This is a genomic window from Clostridioides sp. ES-S-0123-01 (genome assembly GCF_020658415.1).
GTDB lineage: Bacteria > Bacillota > Clostridia > Peptostreptococcales > Peptostreptococcaceae > Clostridioides.
Map to the genome: position 1 here is coordinate 618,153 of NZ_JACVWD010000002.1, position 21,840 is coordinate 639,992.

17 protein-coding genes, 1 riboswitch and 1 other annotated feature are annotated in these 21,840 nt (G+C 27.7%); of the genes, 2 read left to right on the top strand and 15 right to left on the bottom strand.

What is annotated here, in order from left to right:
* Positions 1–47 precede the first annotated feature (47 nt).
* On the bottom strand, positions 48–1,070 hold the full coding sequence (locus IC175_RS06260; protein ID WP_227851296.1) for a S8 family peptidase: 1,023 nt from the start codon (positions 1,068–1,070) through the stop codon (positions 48–50).
* 738 nt (positions 1,071–1,808) lie between these two features.
* Here IC175_RS06260 and IC175_RS06265 point away from each other — a divergent pair.
* Both IC175_RS06265 and IC175_RS06270 read left to right on the top strand, forming a co-directional pair.
* Positions 1,809–2,522, top strand: coding sequence for an AzlC family ABC transporter permease (locus tag IC175_RS06265; RefSeq protein ID WP_227433698.1), 714 nt, complete (start codon positions 1,809–1,811; stop codon positions 2,520–2,522).
* Positions 2,515–2,838 (top strand): AzlD domain-containing protein, encoded by a 324-nt coding sequence (locus IC175_RS06270; protein ID WP_227481865.1) that lies wholly within the window; start codon positions 2,515–2,517, stop codon positions 2,836–2,838. Before IC175_RS06265 ends, IC175_RS06270 begins: the two co-directional genes overlap by 8 nt.
* 256 nt (positions 2,839–3,094) lie before the next feature.
* Here IC175_RS06270 and rgaR read toward each other — a convergent pair whose 3' ends face one another.
* From rgaR to pepF, 14 genes are all read right to left on the bottom strand, one after another.
* Positions 3,095–3,805 carry a two-component system response regulator RgaR gene (rgaR, locus tag IC175_RS06275; protein WP_227433696.1) on the bottom strand — a complete coding sequence of 237 codons (711 nt, stop codon included), beginning with the start codon at positions 3,803–3,805 and terminating at the stop codon, positions 3,095–3,097.
* A 419-nt stretch (positions 3,806–4,224) separates the two neighbouring features.
* Entirely contained in the window at positions 4,225–6,891 is a 2,667-nt protein-coding gene (locus IC175_RS06280; RefSeq protein ID WP_227824486.1) for a valine--tRNA ligase, read from the bottom strand.
* Positions 6,892–6,967: 76 nt separating this feature from the next.
* Positions 6,968–7,232, bottom strand: a binding site (T-box leader).
* 320 nt (positions 7,233–7,552) lie between these two features.
* Complete coding sequence (locus IC175_RS06285; protein WP_227433694.1) at positions 7,553–8,380, bottom strand: polysaccharide deacetylase family protein; 828 nt, start codon at positions 8,378–8,380, stop codon at positions 7,553–7,555.
* 47 nt (positions 8,381–8,427) lie between these two features.
* Positions 8,428–9,864 carry a [Fe-Fe] hydrogenase large subunit C-terminal domain-containing protein gene (locus tag IC175_RS06290; RefSeq protein WP_227851297.1) on the bottom strand — a complete coding sequence of 479 codons (1,437 nt, stop codon included), beginning with the start codon at positions 9,862–9,864 and terminating at the stop codon, positions 8,428–8,430.
* An 83-nt stretch (positions 9,865–9,947) separates the two neighbouring features.
* Positions 9,948–10,820 carry an FUSC family protein gene (locus IC175_RS06295; RefSeq protein ID WP_227433692.1) on the bottom strand — a complete coding sequence of 291 codons (873 nt, stop codon included), beginning with the start codon at positions 10,818–10,820 and terminating at the stop codon, positions 9,948–9,950.
* Positions 10,821–10,976: 156 nt separating this feature from the next.
* Entirely contained in the window at positions 10,977–11,630 is a 654-nt protein-coding gene (gene phoU / locus IC175_RS06300; protein ID WP_227433691.1) for a phosphate signaling complex protein PhoU, read from the bottom strand.
* A gap of 27 nt (positions 11,631–11,657) precedes the next feature.
* Entirely contained in the window at positions 11,658–12,422 is a 765-nt protein-coding gene (gene pstB, locus IC175_RS06305) for a phosphate ABC transporter ATP-binding protein PstB (protein ID WP_227851298.1), read from the bottom strand.
* 18 nt (positions 12,423–12,440) lie between these two features.
* The gene (gene pstA, locus IC175_RS06310) at positions 12,441–13,265 is read right to left on the bottom strand and encodes a phosphate ABC transporter permease PstA (protein WP_227433689.1); all 825 of its coding nucleotides are present in this window, start codon (positions 13,263–13,265) and stop codon (positions 12,441–12,443) included.
* 1 nt (position 13,266) lies between these two features.
* Positions 13,267–14,184 (bottom strand): phosphate ABC transporter permease subunit PstC, encoded by a 918-nt coding sequence (pstC, locus tag IC175_RS06315; protein WP_227433688.1) that lies wholly within the window; start codon positions 14,182–14,184, stop codon positions 13,267–13,269.
* 339 nt (positions 14,185–14,523) lie between these two features.
* The gene (locus tag IC175_RS06320; protein ID WP_227433687.1) at positions 14,524–15,204 is read right to left on the bottom strand and encodes a response regulator transcription factor; all 681 of its coding nucleotides are present in this window, start codon (positions 15,202–15,204) and stop codon (positions 14,524–14,526) included.
* A 49-nt stretch (positions 15,205–15,253) separates the two neighbouring features.
* Positions 15,254–17,269 carry a sensor histidine kinase gene (locus IC175_RS06325; protein ID WP_227851299.1) on the bottom strand — a complete coding sequence of 672 codons (2,016 nt, stop codon included), beginning with the start codon at positions 17,267–17,269 and terminating at the stop codon, positions 15,254–15,256.
* Between the two features lie 78 nt (positions 17,270–17,347).
* Positions 17,348–18,025: a response regulator transcription factor gene (locus IC175_RS06330; RefSeq protein WP_227433685.1), complete on the bottom strand. Its 678-nt coding sequence runs from the start codon at positions 18,023–18,025 to the stop codon at positions 17,348–17,350.
* 577 nt (positions 18,026–18,602) lie between these two features.
* Positions 18,603–18,686, bottom strand: a riboswitch (cyclic di-GMP riboswitch).
* 254 nt (positions 18,687–18,940) lie between these two features.
* Positions 18,941–19,774 carry a phosphate ABC transporter substrate-binding protein gene (locus IC175_RS06335; protein WP_227433684.1) on the bottom strand — a complete coding sequence of 278 codons (834 nt, stop codon included), beginning with the start codon at positions 19,772–19,774 and terminating at the stop codon, positions 18,941–18,943.
* Positions 19,775–20,030: 256 nt separating this feature from the next.
* On the bottom strand, positions 20,031–21,815 hold the full coding sequence (gene pepF, locus IC175_RS06340; protein WP_227433683.1) for an oligoendopeptidase F: 1,785 nt from the start codon (positions 21,813–21,815) through the stop codon (positions 20,031–20,033).
* Positions 21,816–21,840: the final 25 nt, after the last annotated feature.

A 21,840-nucleotide genomic window follows, 5' to 3' on the forward strand; every position in this document is an offset into this window, starting at 1 on the left:
ATACATATAATCTAACACCTTCTACATTAAATTTAGTTAATAAATTTTTATTTATTTTTTGTATTTTTATATCTTTCTACTAATTCAGTTAATGTATATATTGAAACTAAGTCATATTTTGATATATCCATATAATTAAATTTCAAATCAAATCTTTTCTCTAATTTTTCTAATAGATTAAAACAATTATCATAAACTAATCCTATCTCTTTATTAAAAAGACTACATTGAAATAATTTTTCATTCTCAGCTTCAGTATTTAAACACTCTCTAATAACATCCGCAACTTCCATAAGCAGAGCATTTTCCTTATCATATAAATCCACTTTAAAATCTGGAATCCTACTATAATTATCTAAATCACGACTACTCCAACAATTTTTGGTTGCTAGAGACTCAAGTTTTTTATTTAACGCAGATACTGTTATGTTTGGTTCTTCTGACAATATTTTAGCTATTTTCCCAGTAAATTTTGCAGCTACATAACTATTACATTTTGGTGGCAATCTGAAAGAATTATTTATATCACAACTTATATATGAATTACTATCCATAACACATTGAACATCATATTTTTTATTGTACCAAAAAGAATTCTCTATATCTAAAGTAGAAGCCCTTACACCTATAACATTGTTAAACATAGCTGGATAACTCAAGTCAAAGTTATTGGCTAAGGAACATACTATTATCTTTCCTTTTCTAAACAATTCATAGCAAACTTCAAATAAACCTTTAACACTTTCTACACCTATAACTGATAAACTTAAGTTAATCAGTCTTATATTAGTATCCAAAAGGTATTTTAATGCCTCTTCAAGGACCTTTATATTTGCAATACTATCTTTACCTAAAACTTTTATCACAAATAGTTCTACATCTTCATACTCCTTTTTTATTATTGATGCACAAGCAGTTCCATGACCATCCTCATCATCAAATTTGTCTGATATAAAGATATAGTCATGCATACATTCAAAAGCAATTCCTCCAACTAAGTTATCTTTTAAGTAATCATGTTCTTTATCTATTCCTGTATCTAATACTGCAACCTTAACTTTATTATTCATATCACATATATTCTCCATTACTAAAAGTTTTTAATATATCTACATTAATAGTTCATCTTAAACTTTAATTTATGTGGCACAATTTATCTTTTAAATGCTATATTTGTTGCTAAAAACGTAAAATAAGTACACTATATACTTAATTCATCTTAATTATATCAATTATTGTCATTAAATTGTTAAATATTACGATAAAATTTTTAGATTTATATCACATTTTAGAATTATTTGTAAAAAGGGGACTGTCTTTTTTATTAGACAATCCCCTTGTATATTTTATTATTTATTATTCACAATTAATTATATTTCATATTTTGTAATTTAAATGTTATATATCTTAATTCTATTTATCTAGGGGAATAATTATCTTTATATGTTGTACAACCCATTTAAGCACTATTCTAAAAATTAATATCCGTAAGTAATATTAAAAAACTATATTTTGTTAGTATCTAAAAAATCCAATCAAATAAAATTTCTCTTGCATGTTAAATAATACCATATATCTATACATTATATCATATTTCAATAAATAAATTGCATAAAAGGAAATCTTTTAATAGAATTAAACTATTTATAAAATCATTACCATAAGTTCTACAGACTATAAGTGAATTTTTGATACTTACAGGCTACCATCTTAATCATTGATATAACTAGCTAAAATAGCTATAATAAAATGAAACAATTATTTATAGAATTTTATAAATATTCATTATTTTTAAGGGGTGATTGTATTTGAAAAAAGACATGTCAAAAAGAGAAATCTTAAAGGAAAGCTTTCTAGCATCAATCCCAATATTTCTAGGATATATTCCCTTAGGACTTATTTGTGGTATTATGCTTCAAAAATCAGGTCTACCAGCCTTCTATATATTGTTTATGTCATTTATAGTATTTGCTGGTAGCTCACAATTTGTAGCTGCTTCTATGCTCGCTTCAAACGGAAGTATTACTTCAATAATTTTAACTACATTTATATTGAATCTTCGCAACTTCCTAATGAGCTCTAACTTACATATACACATAAAAAATAAGAACATGAAATTTTTAATGTATTTTTGTCATGGTGTTACAGATGAAACATTTGCTATAAACTTAGAAAAATATACTTATGGAAATTGGACTGATACACATGCTTTATACTTAAATAACCTTTGTATAATAGTATGGGCTGTAAGTTGCTTCGTGGGTGCATTTCTTGGAGAGATTGTTCATATAAGCGATTCTGTTGCTGGCTTTCTGCTGACAGCTATGTTCATTACTCTAATAGTTAATCAAATTAAAAATAAAATATATGTACTTGTTTCTATACTTTCTATATTATTATCAGTAGTTTTATATACTTTCTTTAAGAATAGTTTAGTTATTATAATAGCATCTATTTTATCTGCTTTATTTGGTTTTTATATTCAAAAATTAACACATAGAAAGGAAGGCAACTATGAATAATAACTACATAATTATAGTTATCTTAGGCATGGCAATTGTTACTTATATTCCAAGAATTTTACCTATGATAATATTCTCAAAAAATGATATGCCTGAATCTATTAAAGATATCATGAAATTTATACCTATTGCTATACTTAGTTCACTAATAGCAAAAGATATTTTCTTTAATGGAGATAATCTATACCTTTCATTTACTAATCCTAAGATTATTTCAAGCATAATAGTACTATTAGTAGCTTATAAATTTAAATCTATTGCAGTATCAATAGCTGTAGGTGCAATATCCATATTTTTATTTGGAATTATATTATAATACTATATACAACATATGATATAGTACAAAATATAAAATATACTATATTGAGGTTAATATTTAAAAATTAAATTAATGCAGATTATAATTGGGATACCTTACATATAAAACAATATTGATAACTACTAAATTACCACTTTACATAATAGAAACTGTCTTAATATAGAAAATTTCTTCTACATTAAGACAGCTTTGAATCAATAGCTTTGTGATGACATTAAATATTTTTTACTATATTTCTTTACCTTTTTCAAAATTAATACATTATATCACATAACAAGCTTGTTAAAGTTGCTTTTAAATCTTTAAGTCTGTACTTACTAATAGGTATAAATTTTTCATTAATAGTAATCATATTGTCTCCAATATCTTCTATTCTTCTCAAGTTAACAATGAAACTTGTATGACATCTAAAAAAGCCATTTTCACACAATAACTTTTCCGCTTGTTTCATACTCATATTAGCTTTATAATCTCTACCTGATGTATGTACAACTAAATCTCTCTTTACAGTTTCAACATACAAAATAGAATCTATCAGTATTCTGTTAAATCCTTTTTTATTGTACAAAACTATATAACGCTCCTTCTTTCTTTGAAGGTTGTCAATACAAAGATTTACACCCATTGCGAAATTACTATACTCTATAGGTTTTACTAAATACCTATAAGCACGAACTTCATAACCTTGTGGGGCATACTCTGAAAAAGCTGTCGTAAATATAATCTCTACCTTTTCATCAAATTTTCTTATTTTTTTAGCCACCTCGATTCCATTAATATCTTTCATTTGGATATCCAAAAATATAATGTCAATTTTTTCTGGGTATTTGGAGAGTAAATCTTCTCCACAGGAAAATTCCAATATTTGATAATTTAGACACCTTTCAGACAACAGTTTTTCTGCAAACTCTTTTAGTATGCTTCTTTGTATTTTCTCGTCATCACATATAACTACCCTAAACATAATATCACCTCCAAATCTAAAATATCATTTAGTTTACTTTATTTCAATTTACAAACTGTATCTAACTAGCTTTATATTTAAATTTTGATATAAATTTAAATTGTCGATTAAATTACTCATAACAATTATTTTTGATATATAAACTTATTTTTTGACATATTTATCTTTTTTTTTAACTATACAACATAAAAAATATAGGAAAACAAACGCAACATGTATTTATTATCCTATATTAAATATTATAATATATCAATTTTTTATTGATTATAAAGTTCAAAAATATAAAATTAATACAGTCATAATAAGATAAAAATATCACATATCTCTAAAAAATTATAACATCATATTTATCTACATAGAAAGAAAAACATACAAAGAATACATATTTAGTACTCTTTGTATGTTTTTATCCCACACATTTATTTTACTTTAGTTTTTAAATTTGCTAATCTTTCCTCAACAGATTTAATCATTTCTTCAAATTTTTCTTTTTTAGCTTTTTCTTCTTCTATTAAGCTTTCAGGAGCTTTTGCTAAGAATCCTTGATTTGCAAGTTTTCCATTAACTCTCTTTATCTCTCCCTCTAACTTTTTCATTTCTTTAGATAGCCTTTCAATTTCTTTTTCAAAGTCAACTAATTCATTAAGAGGTATGAATATTTCAACACCATCAATAACTACACCAACTGCATCTTCTGGTACATTTGATTTGTCTTTTGCTATCTCAACAGTTGAAGCAGATGCTAAAGTTATAAAATAATCCTTACCAAGTTCAATAGTTTCTATCTTATCTTCACTTGGTACTATTATTAATTTAGCCTTCTTAGAAGGTGGTACATTCATTTCTGCTCTCACATTTCTTATACTTCTTATACCTTCCATTAATAAACTCATCATTTCTTCTTCATCAACCATATTATCTTCTTCATTATATTTTGGCCATTCAGATACTATTATACAACCTTCAACAGTAGGAAGATGAGTGTATATTTCCTCTGTTATAAATGGCATATATGGATGTAGTAATTTTAATATTTTTTCAAGTACATAAGTTAATGTATATAAAGCAGCAGACTTAGCATCTGTATCGTCTCCATATAATCTAGGTTTTACCATTTCAATATACCAGTCACAGTATTCTGACCAAGTAAAATCATATATCTTTTGTAATGCTATCCCTAAATCAAATTTATCCATATTATTAGTAGCTTCTTTTACAATATTATTGGCTCTTGATATTATCCATTTGTCAGCTAGAGTTAAATTATCTTTTACATTTTCTCTATTTATATTCTTAATTATCTCCTCATCAATATTCATAAATACAAATCTTGATGCATTCCACAATTTATTAGCAAAGTTTCTAGCAAATTCTACTCTTTCCATATAGAATCTCATATCATTTCCTGGGGAATTTCCAGTTGTTAATGTAAATCTTAGTGCATCAGCTCCATATTGCTCGATTATTTCTAATGGGTCGATACCATTTCCTAAAGATTTACTCATTTTTCTACCTTGAGAGTCTCTTACTAAGCCATGAACTAGTACATGGTCAAATGGTTTTTCATTCATACAGAACATACCTGCAAATGCCATTCTAACTACCCAGAAGAATATTATATCGTATCCTGTAACAAGTACACTTGTTGGATAATAATAATCTAATGCATCTGTCTTATTTGGCCATCCTAGGGTAGAGAAAGGCCATAATGCAGAACTAAACCAAGTATCTAGTGCGTCTTCATCTTGTTTAAAATGAGTGCTTCCACATTTAGGACATTTATCTGGCATCTTTTTAGCAACTACTATTTCTCCACACTCTTGACAATAGTAAGCTGGTATTTGATGACCCCACCATAATTGTCTTGATATACACCAATCTCTTATATTTTCTAACCATTGTAAATAAGTTTTATCAAATTTATCTGGAACAAATTCTAATTCTCCTTTTTTAAGAATATCTATAGCTGGTTTTGCAAGTTCTTCCATCTTAACAAACCATTGCTCTGATAATCTAGGCTCAATTACTGTATGGCATCTATAACAAGTTCCTACATTGTGATTATGCTCTTTTATCTTGATTAGATACCCTTGTTCTTTTAAGTCTGCTATGATGGCTTTTCTACACTCAAATCTATCCATACCTTCATATTTTCCACAAACTTCGTTCATAGTTCCATCTTCATTCATTGTATTTAATTGCTCAAGATTATGTCTTAAACCTACTTCAAAATCGTTAGGGTCATGAGCTGGAGTCATCTTAACAGCACCAGTTCCAAACTCTAAATCTACATAACTATCTGCAACTATTGGAAGTTCTCTTCCTACTAATGGAAGTATTGCTGTTTTTCCTATTAAGTGTTTGTATCTATCATCGTCTGGATTCACAGCTATACCAGTATCCCCTATCATTGTTTCAGGTCTAGTAGTAGCTATTTCCAAGAAGTCTTCACTATCTTTTAATGGATATTTTATATGATAAAAGTTTCCATCCTGCTCTTCATGCTCAACTTCTGCATCTGATAAAGTAGTTTTACAGTCTGGACACCAGTTTATTATTCTATTCCCTCTATATATATGTCCTTTTTCATATAGGTTTACAAAGAACTCTATAACTGCTTCATTACAACCTTCATCCATAGTAAATCTTTCTTTATCCCAATCACAAGAATCTCCTAATTGTTTAAGCTGATTAACTATTTTTCCTCCAAATTCGTCTCTCCATGCCCAAGCTCTCTTCAAAAATTCTTCTCTTCCTATTTCGTATTTAGTCTTACCTTCTTCTTTTTTTATTCTTTCAACAACTTTAACTTCAGTTGCTATAGAAGCATGGTCAGTTCCTGGAAGCCAAAAAGCTTCATATCCATCCATACGTTTCCATCTAATAAGTATATCTTGAAGAGTATGGTCAAGAGCATGTCCCATGTGCAATTGACCTGTTATATTTGGAGGCGGCATCATTATTGTAAATGGTTTTTTATCTGGGTTTGGTTTAGATTTAAAATACCCTTCATCCATCCATTTTTTATATAGCCTAGCCTCAAAATCTTTAGGATTATAAGTTTTTGATAAGTTCGTATTTTCCATTGTATTGCCTCCTATATTTTTATAAATAAATTTTTTAAATATTTTTGGGAATAAAAAAGAGCCTTTCATCCTCTTTTAAAAGGACGAAAAGCTCGCGTTACCACCTTAATTCCAAAGATTAAAAATTCATCAACACATAATTAAATTAATAGTTAATGACAATCTTAATAACTTTGACTCTCAAAGAATTTAACGATTCTAACCGTCTAAACTTACTAATAGTTCAGTTTAGAAACTCCAAAGCTACATTCAGCAAACCTTATACTTAGAAAATCTTACAGCCAGTGAATTTTCCTCTCTTTTAGTAGTATTTACTTACTCCTCTTCTTCTTAGTCTTTAATATTATATATTATTATATACAAATATTATTCTCTTTGTCAATTATTTTTATTTTATTTTTTCTGAATTTTCCCAATTATCATTTTTTATATTCTATGCTAATTATTATAATCTATACTATTTTTTTAAATTATTTTGTCTTACATAGTCAATAATTATTCTATTACTTTATTGACATTTTTACTACTATTTTATCAATTTTATGTTAGTTTCACTTTATATGCTATTTTCCTATATGACATTTTAACTATAATATTTTAAATGTAATTAAGTTATGTATTATATTTTATAAATGCTTTATTTTATATTTTTTAAAGTTCACTATAGGTTTTCTTGCCAGAAGTTTTTAGGCATAACATTCTCTGTAATTGGCAATATAGTATATCCTCTCTCTTTTAAAATTCTTATCATATTATTTAAAGCATTTACACTTTGTTCTTTTTCATGAATTAATACTACTAATTCATCTCTTTTTCTTCCATAATATAAAATATTACTAACTATTTGACTTGTGGACGATTTCCAGTCTTGTGTATCTAAATTCCAATCCCAAATTAGGTAATTATTTGCCATAAGCTTATCGTATGAACCTTCTGGCATATATGGCTTACTTCCATATGGTAGTCTTATTAACTTTGAGCTTTGACCAGTTATATCCTGTAGCGTTTTATTACATGTGTCAAATTCTCCAACTGTTACTTCTGGACTCTTATACAACTTATGTATATCATGACTTACACTATGAAATCCTATCGAATTTTGTTCTTCTAAGACTCTCTTCACCTCTTCTTTGTGGTTTTTCATATTTTGATTAAGCATGAAAAATGTCGCTTTGACATCATTTTCTTTTAAAATATCGAGCAATGCATTTGTATATTTTGATGGTCCATCATCTATTGTTATGTATGCAACTTTTTCAGATGTAGCTCCTGGTCCTTTCCTCTCTTCTTGAGATGTTTTATATATAATTTCTCCTAAAGTGTTATTTTGAGAAAGTAATTCTAATGTAGTTTTATCTTTTGTATTGAGATTTTCAACTGGAACATTGTTAATTTTTTCTTCTAATAATGTCCCAGTTAAAATTAAAACAGCTACAAGAAATACACGTATAATTACATGAAAAACAGTTTTATTATCTTTAATTTTCATCCCCCATATCTCCCTTTTTATAAAAACATAAACTCAAACTAAAAAAATTATTTTTTATATTTATTGTCCTTCTTATTACTTTTTATGTCTCTGCTAAATATTTTCTTTACTTGTTCTTCTTCTTTTTCTCCCAATGATTCTACTCTCTTTATTCCCATAGAAGTTAAAAATTGTAGAACATTTAAATTATCAAATGGTGTTTCCATATTTGTACTTTCACTGTATTCATCAACATTCTTAGTACCTTCTTCTACACTTAAAATACGCTTAGGACCTCCCACACAACCTCCTACGCAGCCCATTCCTTCTATGAAAGTAGCCTCTATCTCTTTATTTAAAACTTTCTTCAGACCATCCATACATTCTTTTGTTCCTTCAAATGCTTTTTCTTTAAACTTTATGTTTTTATCAATTCTTCTAACTGATAATTTGACTGCTTTACTTACACCCCCTGTTCTAGCATAAACTCTACCTGAAAGAGATGCTTCTACTCTATTACTTTCATCCATTACTGCTGGATTTAGTTCTAATGCATCAAATATTTCCTGTAATTCTTTAAACGTAAGTACAAAATCAACTGCATCCTTTATATCTTCCAACATTGCTTCTTTCTTCTTTGCCATACAAGGGCCTATAAATACAACTTTAGCCTCTGGATTTAAAATCTTTACAGCTCTACCACAAGCAATCATAGGTGACACAGATGGTGATACCTTATCTAATATTTGAGGAAAACTATTTTGTATTAAGCTAACCCAAATAGGGCAACAGCAACTAGTTATAAAGCATCCTTCTTCGTCCTTTTTCATATGCTCATAATAGTCATATGCTTCTTTTGCAGTAAGCATATCTGCTGCTAAAGCAACTTCTATCATATCTTCAAATCCTATCTTTTTTAATGCAGTTCTTAACTTACCAGGACTTACATCTTTTCCAAATTGACCTACAAAAGCTGGTGCGACTATTGCATATACGGGACTCTTTATATCTTTTAATAGCTTTATCATTGGTATGAATTCAATCTTATCTGATATCGCACCTAATTTACATCTTGACACACAATCACCACAGGCACTACATGTATCTTCCTCATTACAATTAATATGCTTATTTCTTATATTGCATGACTCATCTTCTTTATTATTTTCATCACAATATTTACAAGCATCTGATATTATAGATATTATTGGTCTTTTTACTTCATCCAAATTTACAGCTTCGTGCAATGCATCTTTTAGGTTTTTATCTGTATCTCCTGTTACATCCAATCCCATAGTTACCCTGATTAAATTCACCATAGTATCTTTGTCAAATTGATTATCAGAATGACTATCTAAATTTTCGTTTAACTCTTCACTTAAAATTTTTTCAGGCAAGTTTTCAATATCTTCTGTATCCTCATTCCATACTGCCTTTACAAGTTCTCCAAAAAGCTTCATTTTGTATCTTTCTAATATTTTAGAATTATCATTTATAGTATTCATAAAAAATAGTACCTCCGTAAATTAAACTTATATATGTTTAATATTTACAAAGATACTATTTTTTATTTATTATTTATTGACTATTATTGATATGACTTATTTAATTTTTTCAATAATTCTATTTCAAGCATTATTTTCATTAAATGATAGTTAAACACTGGACTTTTTTCTTCATCTACATTCCAATCCAGTTCATCCACACCATATGTTTTCTTAAGGTATTTATATGTATGCTCTTTTAAATAGAGTTTATTTTCTAGTAACTCTATAGATTGCATGTGAAAGTGGATTTCTCTACATATCCTTAAGGCATTTTCTATTTTTTCTATATTGGTTTCACTTAAACTATAGTCTAGCTCGTCGATAAGTTTTGAATATATTTCTTCCAATTTTTCTACTTCTTCTTCAAATTTTTCTACATCTAGATTTTCTTTTCTAAGTATTTTTTCTTCAATAAGCAACATTGAAAGTTCTTCTATTTTTTTAAACTCATCTATAACACTATTTAGGTAGTTTGGTCTAGCAACATAATAATTAACGAGTACACCAAATAAAACTCCTACAGATGTATCTAATACCCTGTGTAAAGAATAGTATACGGGGTCATTGTTTCCTACACCTAGATGTATGGCTAGAAAAGTGACACAGGCAACAACTACTGACTTTATTTTAAACAGATTACATAGATATATTGAACACATTACACCAAGACCACATAAAAATGGGTCTCCTGCTTTGGTGATAGCAAATAAAAATCCTATTATACCACCCAAAATAGTACCTTCTACTCTATTGATTCCTGTCTTTAAAGAACCTTTCACTGTGTCCTGAACAGAAATTATACATGCTACTAGAGAATAAAACATATTCTCAACTAAATAATTACCAAGAAGCATACATAAAGTTACACTAATTCCTGTCTTTATAGTCCTCATACCCATCTTTTGAAGTTTCAAATTTCCACCTCCTAAAAGCACCTTATATAAAATACCCATCCTCATATTTAATATGTTCCTAGTATATCACAATTTTTTAAATTTACCCATTAATCGCATTTTTTTAACAATTGCTTTTTAATTTAGACAATAAAAAAACTGCTATAAAGCAGTTTTTTATCCTATCTCTACCATTTTACCTTCAATTGCAAAGATTATTTTTTCACATACATTTGTTATATGGTCTCCAATTCGTTCAAGGTATCTTCCTATAAGTAAAAGTTTTACACCTTGATCTATTGTATTTGAATTTTCATGCATTATTTTTAAACAATCAATTTGTACTTGCTCATATAAATCATCTACAATGTCATCTTTACTTCCAACATTATAAGCTATACTTGCATCAAATGATATTAAAGCCTCTCTAGTTTGAGACATCATATTCTTACATTCCTTTGCCATTTTAGGTATATCTATCAACTCTTTTATATAAGCTTCTCCACCTATTTTCAACATTTCTCTAGCTATATTTGCTGCATAATCTCCAATTCGTTCTAATTCTATTGATATGTTTCCCAAAGAATAAATAAATCTTAAGTCTCTCGCCATTGGCTGTTTTAGCACTATTAATTCTATACTTTTATCTCTTATTTCTTCTCTCAATTTATTTATTTCTTCATCATCATCCACTACTTTTCTTGCACCTTCTAAATCTTTTTCTATCATACAAGTTACAGACTTTTCTATTGCCTCTTCACATTTTTCCATCATAAGTACTGTCTGCTCTTTTAAAGTATCAATACTTATATCTAAACTATTATTGACCATTGTCTAACTCCTTTATAGTTATATATTTTAACCGAATCTACCTGTTATATAGTCTTCTGTTCTTTTATCCACAGGAGTAGTAAACATAGTTTTTGTATCACTAAATTCTATAACCTCTCCATTTAGGAAAAAAGCTGTTTCATCTGATATACGAGCAGCTTGTTGCATATTATGTGTAACTATGACTATTGTATAGTCATTTTTCAAATCTTCTATAAGTTCTTCTACTTTTAATGTTGAAATTGGGTCTAAAGCAGATGTAGGTTCATCCATAAGTATAACTTCTGGTCTCATAGCAATTGCTCTCGCTATACATATACGTTGTTGTTGTCCTCCAGATAATCCTAATGCAGATGATTTAAGCCTATCTTTAACTTCCTCCCAAATAGCTGCTCCCTTCAAACTTTCTTCTACTATCTTGTCTAGTTGCTTTTTATCTCTTAACCCATGCGTACGAGGTCCATATGCAACATTATCATATATACTCATAGGAAATGGATTGGGTTTTTGAAATACCATTCCTACTTTTGTACGAAGGTTTATAACATCATCTGAAGTATAGATATCTTCTCCATCAACGGAAATAGTCCCTGTAATTGTTACATTTTCTATTAGGTCATTCATTCTATTTAATGTTCTTATAAAAGTAGATTTTCCACATCCAGATGGACCTATTAAGGCAGTAACTTTATTTTCTTTTATATCCATATTTATTTTATTTAGAGCTTGTTTGTCACCATAAAATAAATCCAAATCTTTTACACTCATTTTTATTTTATTGATTAATTCCATCATTCACACCTCTTAAATTTAATAATTAGCCTTATTTAACTTCTTAGCAACAAATCTTGCTAACATATTTAATACTAATACAATTACTATTAAAACAATACCTATACTAGCTGCTGTCGCTATGTCTCCACTCTCTTTAGTTAGTAAGTATGAGTGTACAGTTAGTGTTCTTGCACTATCAAATATTCCTCCTGGCATCTTAGCTACAGTACCTGCTGTAAGTAGTATAGCAGCTGATTCTCCAATTATACGACCAACTGACAATATTACTCCTGACAAAATTCCTGGTACTGCACTTGGAAGTACTACTTTATATAAAGTTTGAAATTTAGTAGCTCCTAATGCTAGAGATGATTCCCTATATGATTGAGGAACTGTCTTTAAAGCTTCTTCTGTTGTACGAATTATTACTGGTAATATTATTATTGCAACTGTAAGTGACCCTGCAACTATTGAATATCCCATTTTTAAAGTAACTACAAAGAAAATTCCTCCAAATAATCCATAAACTATAGATGGTATTCCTGATAAACTTTCAGTGGCAAACCTTATAGCTGTAACTGCTTTTCCTTTTTTAGCATATTCTTGTAAATATATAGCTGCTAAGATTCCTATTGGTGTTGCTACAATTATAGAAACCAATACAGTATATAATGTTGTAATTATCATTGGGAATATACCACCATCACCTGATGCTGAATAATTACTAAATAAGAAGTTAAAATTCATATTTCCGATTCCCTTTATAAATATAAATCCTACTATAACTACTAGTGATACTATTGTAAATAATGCTGATAGATATACTAATAATTTCAATATATTCTCTCTGAACTTTCTCATCTTAATTTACCGCCTTATTTGAAAGTTTATTTAAAACTAAGTTTAAAATTAATATAAATGTAAACAATACTACTCCAGTTGCAAATAACATTTCTTGATGTGTCCCAAATGCATATCCCATTTCAAGTGCTATATTAGTTGTAAGTGGTCTTACACTATCTGTTATAGAAGTTGGCATAACTGGTGAATTTCCTGCAACAAGTATTACTGCCATTGTCTCTCCTAAAGCTCTTCCTACGCCTAGTACTACTGCTGCTAATACTCCAGACTTTGCAGCTGGTAATACAACTTTAAATATTGTTTCTATTTTTGATGCACCAAGTGCTAATGAACCCTCTTTATATGCTTTTGGTACTGCTCTTATAGCTGTTTCTGATACAGATATTATTGTTGGAAGCATCATTACTGCTAATACTATTATTATTGCTAATAAACTCTGTCCTTTTGGAAGATTAAATATACTTTGTATCATTGGAACTATTACTGCAAGGCCAAACACCCCATATAGTACTGAAGGTATACCTGCCAGAAGTTCAACTGCTGGTGACATTATTTTTGCTAATCTTTTAGGTGCTACTTCTGCTATAAATATAGATGTTAATATTCCAATTGGTACTCCTATTATAAGTGCACCAATTGTAGCAACTATTGATGCTGCTATCATAGATGATATTCCAAACTTATTAGCTGAAGGAACCCAATCCGCACCTGTTAAAAAATCTATAAATGAGTATCCCTCAAATATAAAAGGTCTTAACCCTTTATAAAATACAAATCCTATTATCAAAAGTAAACTTGCGACTGCTACTAAAGCACTTAATAGAAATATATTTTTTGCTACTTTTTCGACTATATATTTAGTCTTATTTCCATTATTGTCATTTTTTTCTAAACCTACTAACCTAGATTTTACTATCATAATATCCTCCCATTAAAATATACCTATTTATTTTCGTTCTGTATTTAAAATTTAAATTTTTATAAGTTCGTCATTATTAAATTTTCTATATTTTTATTCTACTTTTTTTAAGTTAAATCTATATTAGGTTTAAGTTAAACAAGTGTAAAATTATATTCACTTTTTTAACATTAATTTTACTTTTTGGACTATATTTGACATTTACTTTACAATTTAACTATATTTGGCAACAATAAAATAGCAGATATAAGTAATAATACGTACTACACGTAATTTATTATTTATATCTGCTATTAAAATTTGTTAACTAGATTTAACCTTTTATAATCTATATATTTATTATTCCTTATTAAAGTAATACCCTGCTCCTCTTATTGTTATGATTTTTTGAGGATTTTTGTAATCTTTCTCTATTTTCTTTCTCAGTCCGTTCACTGCAACTACTACACTATAATTATCCTCTAGATAATCATTTAACCATACATGTTCATATATCTCTTTGGTAGTTAAGGTCTTTTCTGGATTCTCTATAAAATAGTTCAACAACTTATTTTCTGTTGGAGTTAATTTTATTATTTTATCTTCTAATTTTATTACTCCACTTGTTCTATTGTATTCTTCTAATCTTGTATTGCTTTCATTGTTATTTATATATGAATTTACTCTTCTTAAAATTGCTTTTACCTTTGCATATAGTATTTCCAAATTTAAAGGTTTGATTAAATAATCATCACCACCAGAATTTAAAGCATTTAAAATACTTTGGTCTTCATTTATATAAGTCATATAAACAATCGGACACGTAGTTACATTTCTAATCTTTTTACATAAAGTCCATCCATCACCATCAGTTAAGATTATTTCTAAAAATATCAAATCGTATTTATTGCTAAATATTTTTCCAATAGCTTCTTCACAGTTATACGCCAAATCTACATTTATTCCTTTTTGCTCCAAGAAATTTTTTAATTCCTGGCAATTATTCTTGTCTCCATCTATTATTAATATCTTAGTTTGCATTATAATCACTCCTAAATATCATTATTCTTTTATATTAAATAACTATTTATTATAAAAAACATAAACTTAATTTTATTGTAAAAACAGTTCCTTTTCCCAACTCTGAATCTACAAAAATCTCTCCATCATGCTCTCTTATAATGGATTTAACAATATATAATCCTAACCCTTGACCTTTTGAAGTACTATTGTCCCTTTCTGTAAAGAATCGGTCAAATATCTTTGGTATATTTTCTGCTGGTATACCTTTACCATTATCAGAAATTTTAATAATTGCAAATCCATCTTCTTTATTCACTGACAAAATTATTTTCCCATCAAATGAAGTAAAGCTCAAAGCATTATAAATTAAATTTTCAAATGCTCTAGCCAATCTTTCTTTATTTACTTTTGCATATATTTTTTTATCTAATATATAAACTTCAAAATTTACACCACATGCTTGTGTATCTGGTAAATTATTTTCATATACCTCTTTAATAAAATCATTCAGACATATTTTTTCACTAAGACCAATTTTTTTATCTTGTAATGTAAATTCTTGTAAACTACGTACTCTATTTTGAACTTCATTTGATTTTTGGTTTATTGCATAAAGATAGGTTCTTGTCTCCTCATCTACATGAATATTCCCCACCTTTATTAAATCTATAAATGCCTGTATAGCTGAAACAGGTGCCTTTAAATCATGTGCTACATCTGCCAAGAATTTTTTACGTTCATTTAATAGTGTTGTAAGTTCATTAGTTCTTACTTCAACTTCATGCTCAAGATTTTGTGTGAGTTTTTCATTTTCTTTTATTATTATTCTATTTCTATTTATCATCATAATAGAAAATAAAATAACTATTAAAAAACCACAGTATTCTGTTTGCCATCCTGTAAATATAGGTTCAAACCTATTACTAGTCACTACATCAAATAATATACTGACACCAAACACTATGTTTGCTGAAACTAAAATATAGGAGCTTAATTGCTCAAAGTATGTTTTTTTATAAATTGAAACTATTGAAGACATCAATATATAAATAAATACAACATATTTATATATGTCTATTAATTTTCCATAGATATTAACAAAGTATATATCATATGGAAGAAGAATAACTGGTATCACAATGGATATGATACACATAGTAATTCCTAATGGTAAAATTAAAAATCTATATACTTTATTTCTTTCAATTTTGGATATATTTCCATTTATACAAATAATACATAAAACTGCTATAAAGTATGATGAATCTTCAACTGCATATGTAAAGTTCACTAAAGGAAGCCCCATTAAATGTATAAAAGGATATGACACGTGTATAGCAAAAAAAATACACATACATCCAAAGTATAAATATAGCTTGCTTTGTTTTGAAAGTACCCAAACAGCTAGAGAAAATATAGCTATTGCAATAGTTGTAAAACAAATAACACTATAAAAAACTAATCTATAAAATATCATATTACTTACATCTTTTGTTTTTCCTAATGCAGGTGGATAATACAAACCGCTATAATAATGTGAGAAATTGGACACATTGATTATAATTTCTGTATCTTTCTTTGCAACAAAACTTACTACTGTGTTTTTAATTTTAGGTCTATATCTTTCTGTACCTATATCTCCTAACTTAGAGACTATTTCACCATTTATCCAAACTTCACTTGAACAAAAGATTTCTGGAAGTTCTAGGCTTAGTACTTTGTCTTTACCTTCATTTTTTATCCTCATGCGATAAGTTGCATTTCCATATGGCGATTGTTTTTCTTTTCTCATGGAAAAATCTGGATATTGTCCTATAAAAATATATTCTGGTTTTATATGTTTCTCTCTAAAATCTTTTGGCTTAAATATCTTATGGTTATAAAATTCCCAATCATCTATTAGAAAAACAAGTTTATTTTTAGAAAAAGTATCCTCATCTATAGTTAAAATTCCATCACTTGCTCTAATAGACTTATATGTATATTTATTATCATATTTATAAAGAAAATTTAATCCTATTATTGCCAACAGAGAGACTATCAATACAATGAGAGTTCCTTTTAGTACATTAGACTTTTTCATTGCATTAACCACATCTCTTTCTTTTGTAGTAATATTAAATGATAAAATAAGAACTATTTATTGCTTACATTATCTTGCTTATGGTACAAACTTATATCCTTTACCCCACACGGTTTGAATATATTGATGCTCTCTGCTTAAAGAATTAATTTTTTTCCTCATCTGTGCAATATGAACTTGTACAGTATGTTGATCTCCAACATCAGGCATTTTCCAAACTTGATTATATATCTCTATTTTTGAAAATACTTGTTCTTTATTTTCAGCTAAAAATAATAGTATTTCAAACTCCATGGTGGTTAAGTCAATACCCTTTTCATCAAAGGTTACTTTTCTTGAATTTACATTTATTACTAGGGATGAAAACTTTAACACATTAGGAACTGATGTAATGTTTTTATATTGCCTCATCCGAGCATAGATTCTAAGTTCAAGTTCTTTTAAGCTATATGGCTTTGTTATATAATCATCTCCTCCAGATAAAAAACCTTGCACTCTTTCCTCTTCATGTTCGTAATTAGATAAAAATATTATAGGTATGTTAACCTTTTCTTTTATAGCATTACATATTTTATATCCATCTGAATCTGGTAGTGCAATATCTAGTATTATACAGTCTAAAACTATACTTTCTACTATCTTCATTGCACGTTTAGCAGTCTCTGCTGTGTATACGTTAAAACCTATGTTAGAAAAATAAATTTGATTTATGTTTAAAATATCAACATCATCATCTACAACTAATAAGTTATACATTACACCACTCCATTCAAAAATATTTTAATCATAATCTAAAGTTATAAGTATTACAAATTATAATGTTTTACCTCTTATCTAACTAATATTATTATTTTATAATATCTTTACAAACTAGACTATAAAACTTAAGTATTTTTGAATAATTCTTGAACATTGTCTTAAATATTAAGCATTCATTATTAAATACTAATCAAAGTCTCCGATTGTTGGAAAATGGAACTTAAAATCATTATATCTCATATATATACGATATTTATAGAAACTTGTCCATTAGCCAGTTTGAGTATTGATTTATACGATTTATATGGTTATAATATAAAATAAATTGTATTATTTTGGTAAGTACATTGTTATAAAAAAATTATATTATGTATTTTAATTGATTATAAAATTATTATATCTTCGTTATAATTGCATTATATTTTTTAAAAAATTTCCCTTTTCCAACAAAGGGCTACTTTGGCTAAATATAGCCATTTATATATATAAGTAAAGTTATTAAAGCTTATAATTTTCAAATTTCATATCAACTATGTTAAATTTAAAACAAAAAAAAGGCTATGTAATATAAAATTATATTCATAGCCGGTTGCACCACTAACTCCATATACCTCTAGATGCCCAATAATAAGATATACTTCTCAGTTTCTAAAATATTTTCATTAAACTTGTTTAAATTGTTCTGATAAATTTCATTTCTATTCTAACATTGTAATATTATCTTGTCAATATTTACATATTTTTTAAATATAATGTACTAACTATATATATTTTTTATTTAAAAATGTTTATATTTCTATCATCAATAATAGACAATACCCTGCAAGTTATAGTAGCATTTTTATAAGCTGACTTTGCAGGGTATCATATATTTTTTTATGTTAAGTTTTTATCTTAATAATTAGCTTTATCTTATTGATTAACTTTAATGAATCCTTTTTCTGAAACAAGTGCTTGTCCTTCATCACTCAATATATAGTCTATCAAAGCCTTACCTTTTTCTGATAATTTATCTTCTTTATTAACTAATATAAATGGTCTTGATATTGGATATTTATTAGCTATTACATTGGCATCAGTTGCATCAACATCATTTACTTTTAAACTATTTACTTTCTCATCAACATATCCAAATGATATATATCCTATAGCATTTTTATTTCCTTCAACTGTAGTTTTTATATTTCCTGAACCATCACTTATTTGTGCATCTTTAGTCAATTCTTCTGACTTGAATCCTACAATTTCTTGGAATCCATCTCTAGTTCCTGAACCTTCTTCTCTTGATACTATTACTATTGGTTCATCATTTCCATTAACTTCTTTCCAGTTAGTTATCTTTCCTGTGTATATACCTTTTATTTGGTCCATTGTAAGATTTTTTACTGGGTTGTCTTTATTAGTTATTAATGCTATACCGTCTATTGCTATCTTAGTTTCCTTTAATCCAGCACTTTTTTCTTCATCTTTTAAATCTCTTGAACTCATACCTATTTCAGACGTTCCTTCTATTGCATTTTTTATACCTCCAGAAGAACCAATTTGTTGTACTTCTACACTAACACCTTGATTTTTTTCCTGAAACTTCTCTCCAATAGTTTCCATAAGAGGCCCTATTGAAGTTGAACCTGAAACAGAAACTTTATTTGAATCTCCTGAACCTCCAGAGTCAGAACCACATCCTACTGCTAAGACTCCAACCAACATTGTACTAGCTAAAAGAACTCCTATTTTCTTTTTGAACATTTTACTTACCCCCGCTTATATTTTAATTTTTTTGTTTTCATATTTGCTATATTTTAATAATACATATTTTTTGTTAAGTGAATATTAGAGCGAGGTTAAGTAAATGTAAATATTGTTAAATGCATGTAAAAATTTAATTTTATATAGTATATTTAAAATTAGATTAATTTTTTTAAGTATTTTCCAATCAACACTAGTATAATACATCATATAATATTCTTATAATTTTTTATCTAAGCTATTAATTTATCATATTTTATAATTCTTTTTCTAATTTATTAACCAAACTAGCAAACACATTTAAAGCTTCTTCTATAGATTGTTTTTTCGTCATATCTACACCAGCAGATTTCAATTGTTCTAAAGGATACTCTGACCCTCCACTTTTTAAGAAGTTTATATATCTATCTACAGCTTTACTACCTTCTGAAAGTATCTGTTGACTTAATGCACTTGCAGCAGAAAATCCTGTAGCATACTTATACACATAGAAATTTGAATAAAAATGTGGAATTCTTGCCCACTCTATCCCTATTTGCTCATCTACTATTGCAGATTTTCCATAATACTTCTCATTTAATTTATAGTATATATCAGTAAATTCATCAGCAGTAAGTGGCTCTCCACTTTCTACTCTTTCATGTACAATTTTTTCAAATTCAGCAAACATAGTTTGTCTATAAACAGTAGTCCTAAATTGCTCTAAATAATAATTTAATAGATATATAGTTTCATCTTTAGACTTAGAATTTTCTAATAAATAATTTATAAGAAGTAATTCATTTAATGTAGATGCAACTTCTGCAACAAATATTTTATAATCTGAATATAAAAATGGCTGACTTGTTCTCGAATAATGGCTATGGACAGAATGACCTAATTCATGAATTAATGTAAATAGAGAGTTAAGGTCATTTTTATAACTCATTAATATATAAGGATGTGAATCATAGCTTCCCCAAGAGTAAGCTCCTCCTTTTTTACCTTCATTATCATATACATCAATCCAACCTTCTTCAAATGCATTTTTTATAACTTTTAAGTATTCTTCTCCTAAAGGCTTAAGTGCCTCTAATATAATGCTCTGTGCTTTTTCATAAGGTATATCCATATCAAATTTATCAGTTAGAGGAACATATAAGTCATACATGTGTATTTCATTTAATCCCAAGAACTTCTTTTTAAGTTCAACATACTTATTCAAAGTAGGAATACTTTCATCTATTGCTGATATAAGATTATTATAAACCTCTAGGCTTACATCATCTGAAAATAGCGATGCTTCTATTGCTGAATTATATTTTCTAGTTTTTGCATAAAATATCTCTGACTTTATTCCACCATAAAGTGTTGAAGCAAATGTGTTTTTATATTTTCCATAAGTAGAAAATTCTCCTTCAAAAGCTTCTTTTCTAACTCTTCCATTTTTACTTTTTATAAATAGAGAATAGTTTGAATGTGAAAGTTTAACCTTATTACCCTTTTCATCCTCTATCTCAGGAAATTCCATATCTGCATATGCTAACATATCATATACATTTTCTGGAACTGTTGATAATTCAGATGTAGCTGCAAGTATCTCTTCTTCTTTTTCACTCAAAGTATGAGGCTTATCTCTCAATATATCTTTTATATATTTTGTATAAAATGATAACTTCTCATCCTTCAAATATTCATTTAATCTGTCTTCTTCTATGGACAGTATTTCTGGAACTATATAAGAAGTAGCCACTCCTAAATCAGTTGATAACATTTCTGTCTTAGTGGCTCTTCCTTGATTATCATTGATTCTAGTATCTTCATGTTGTTTCATATGAGTATATACATATAGATTTTGGATGATTCTAGATGCATTTTCAGAGATACTTAATACTTTGTATAAATTTTCCTTACTCTCAGAAAATTTACCTTTGTATTCTTTTACTTCTTGAATAAGATTTTTTACTTTACTTATGTCTTTTTCAATATCTTCTTTAGTAGAGTACATCTTATCTATTTTCCATTTGTATTTTTCTTCTATCGTACTTCTATCAGTTCCCATATTATACACCTCTATTTTAATTCAT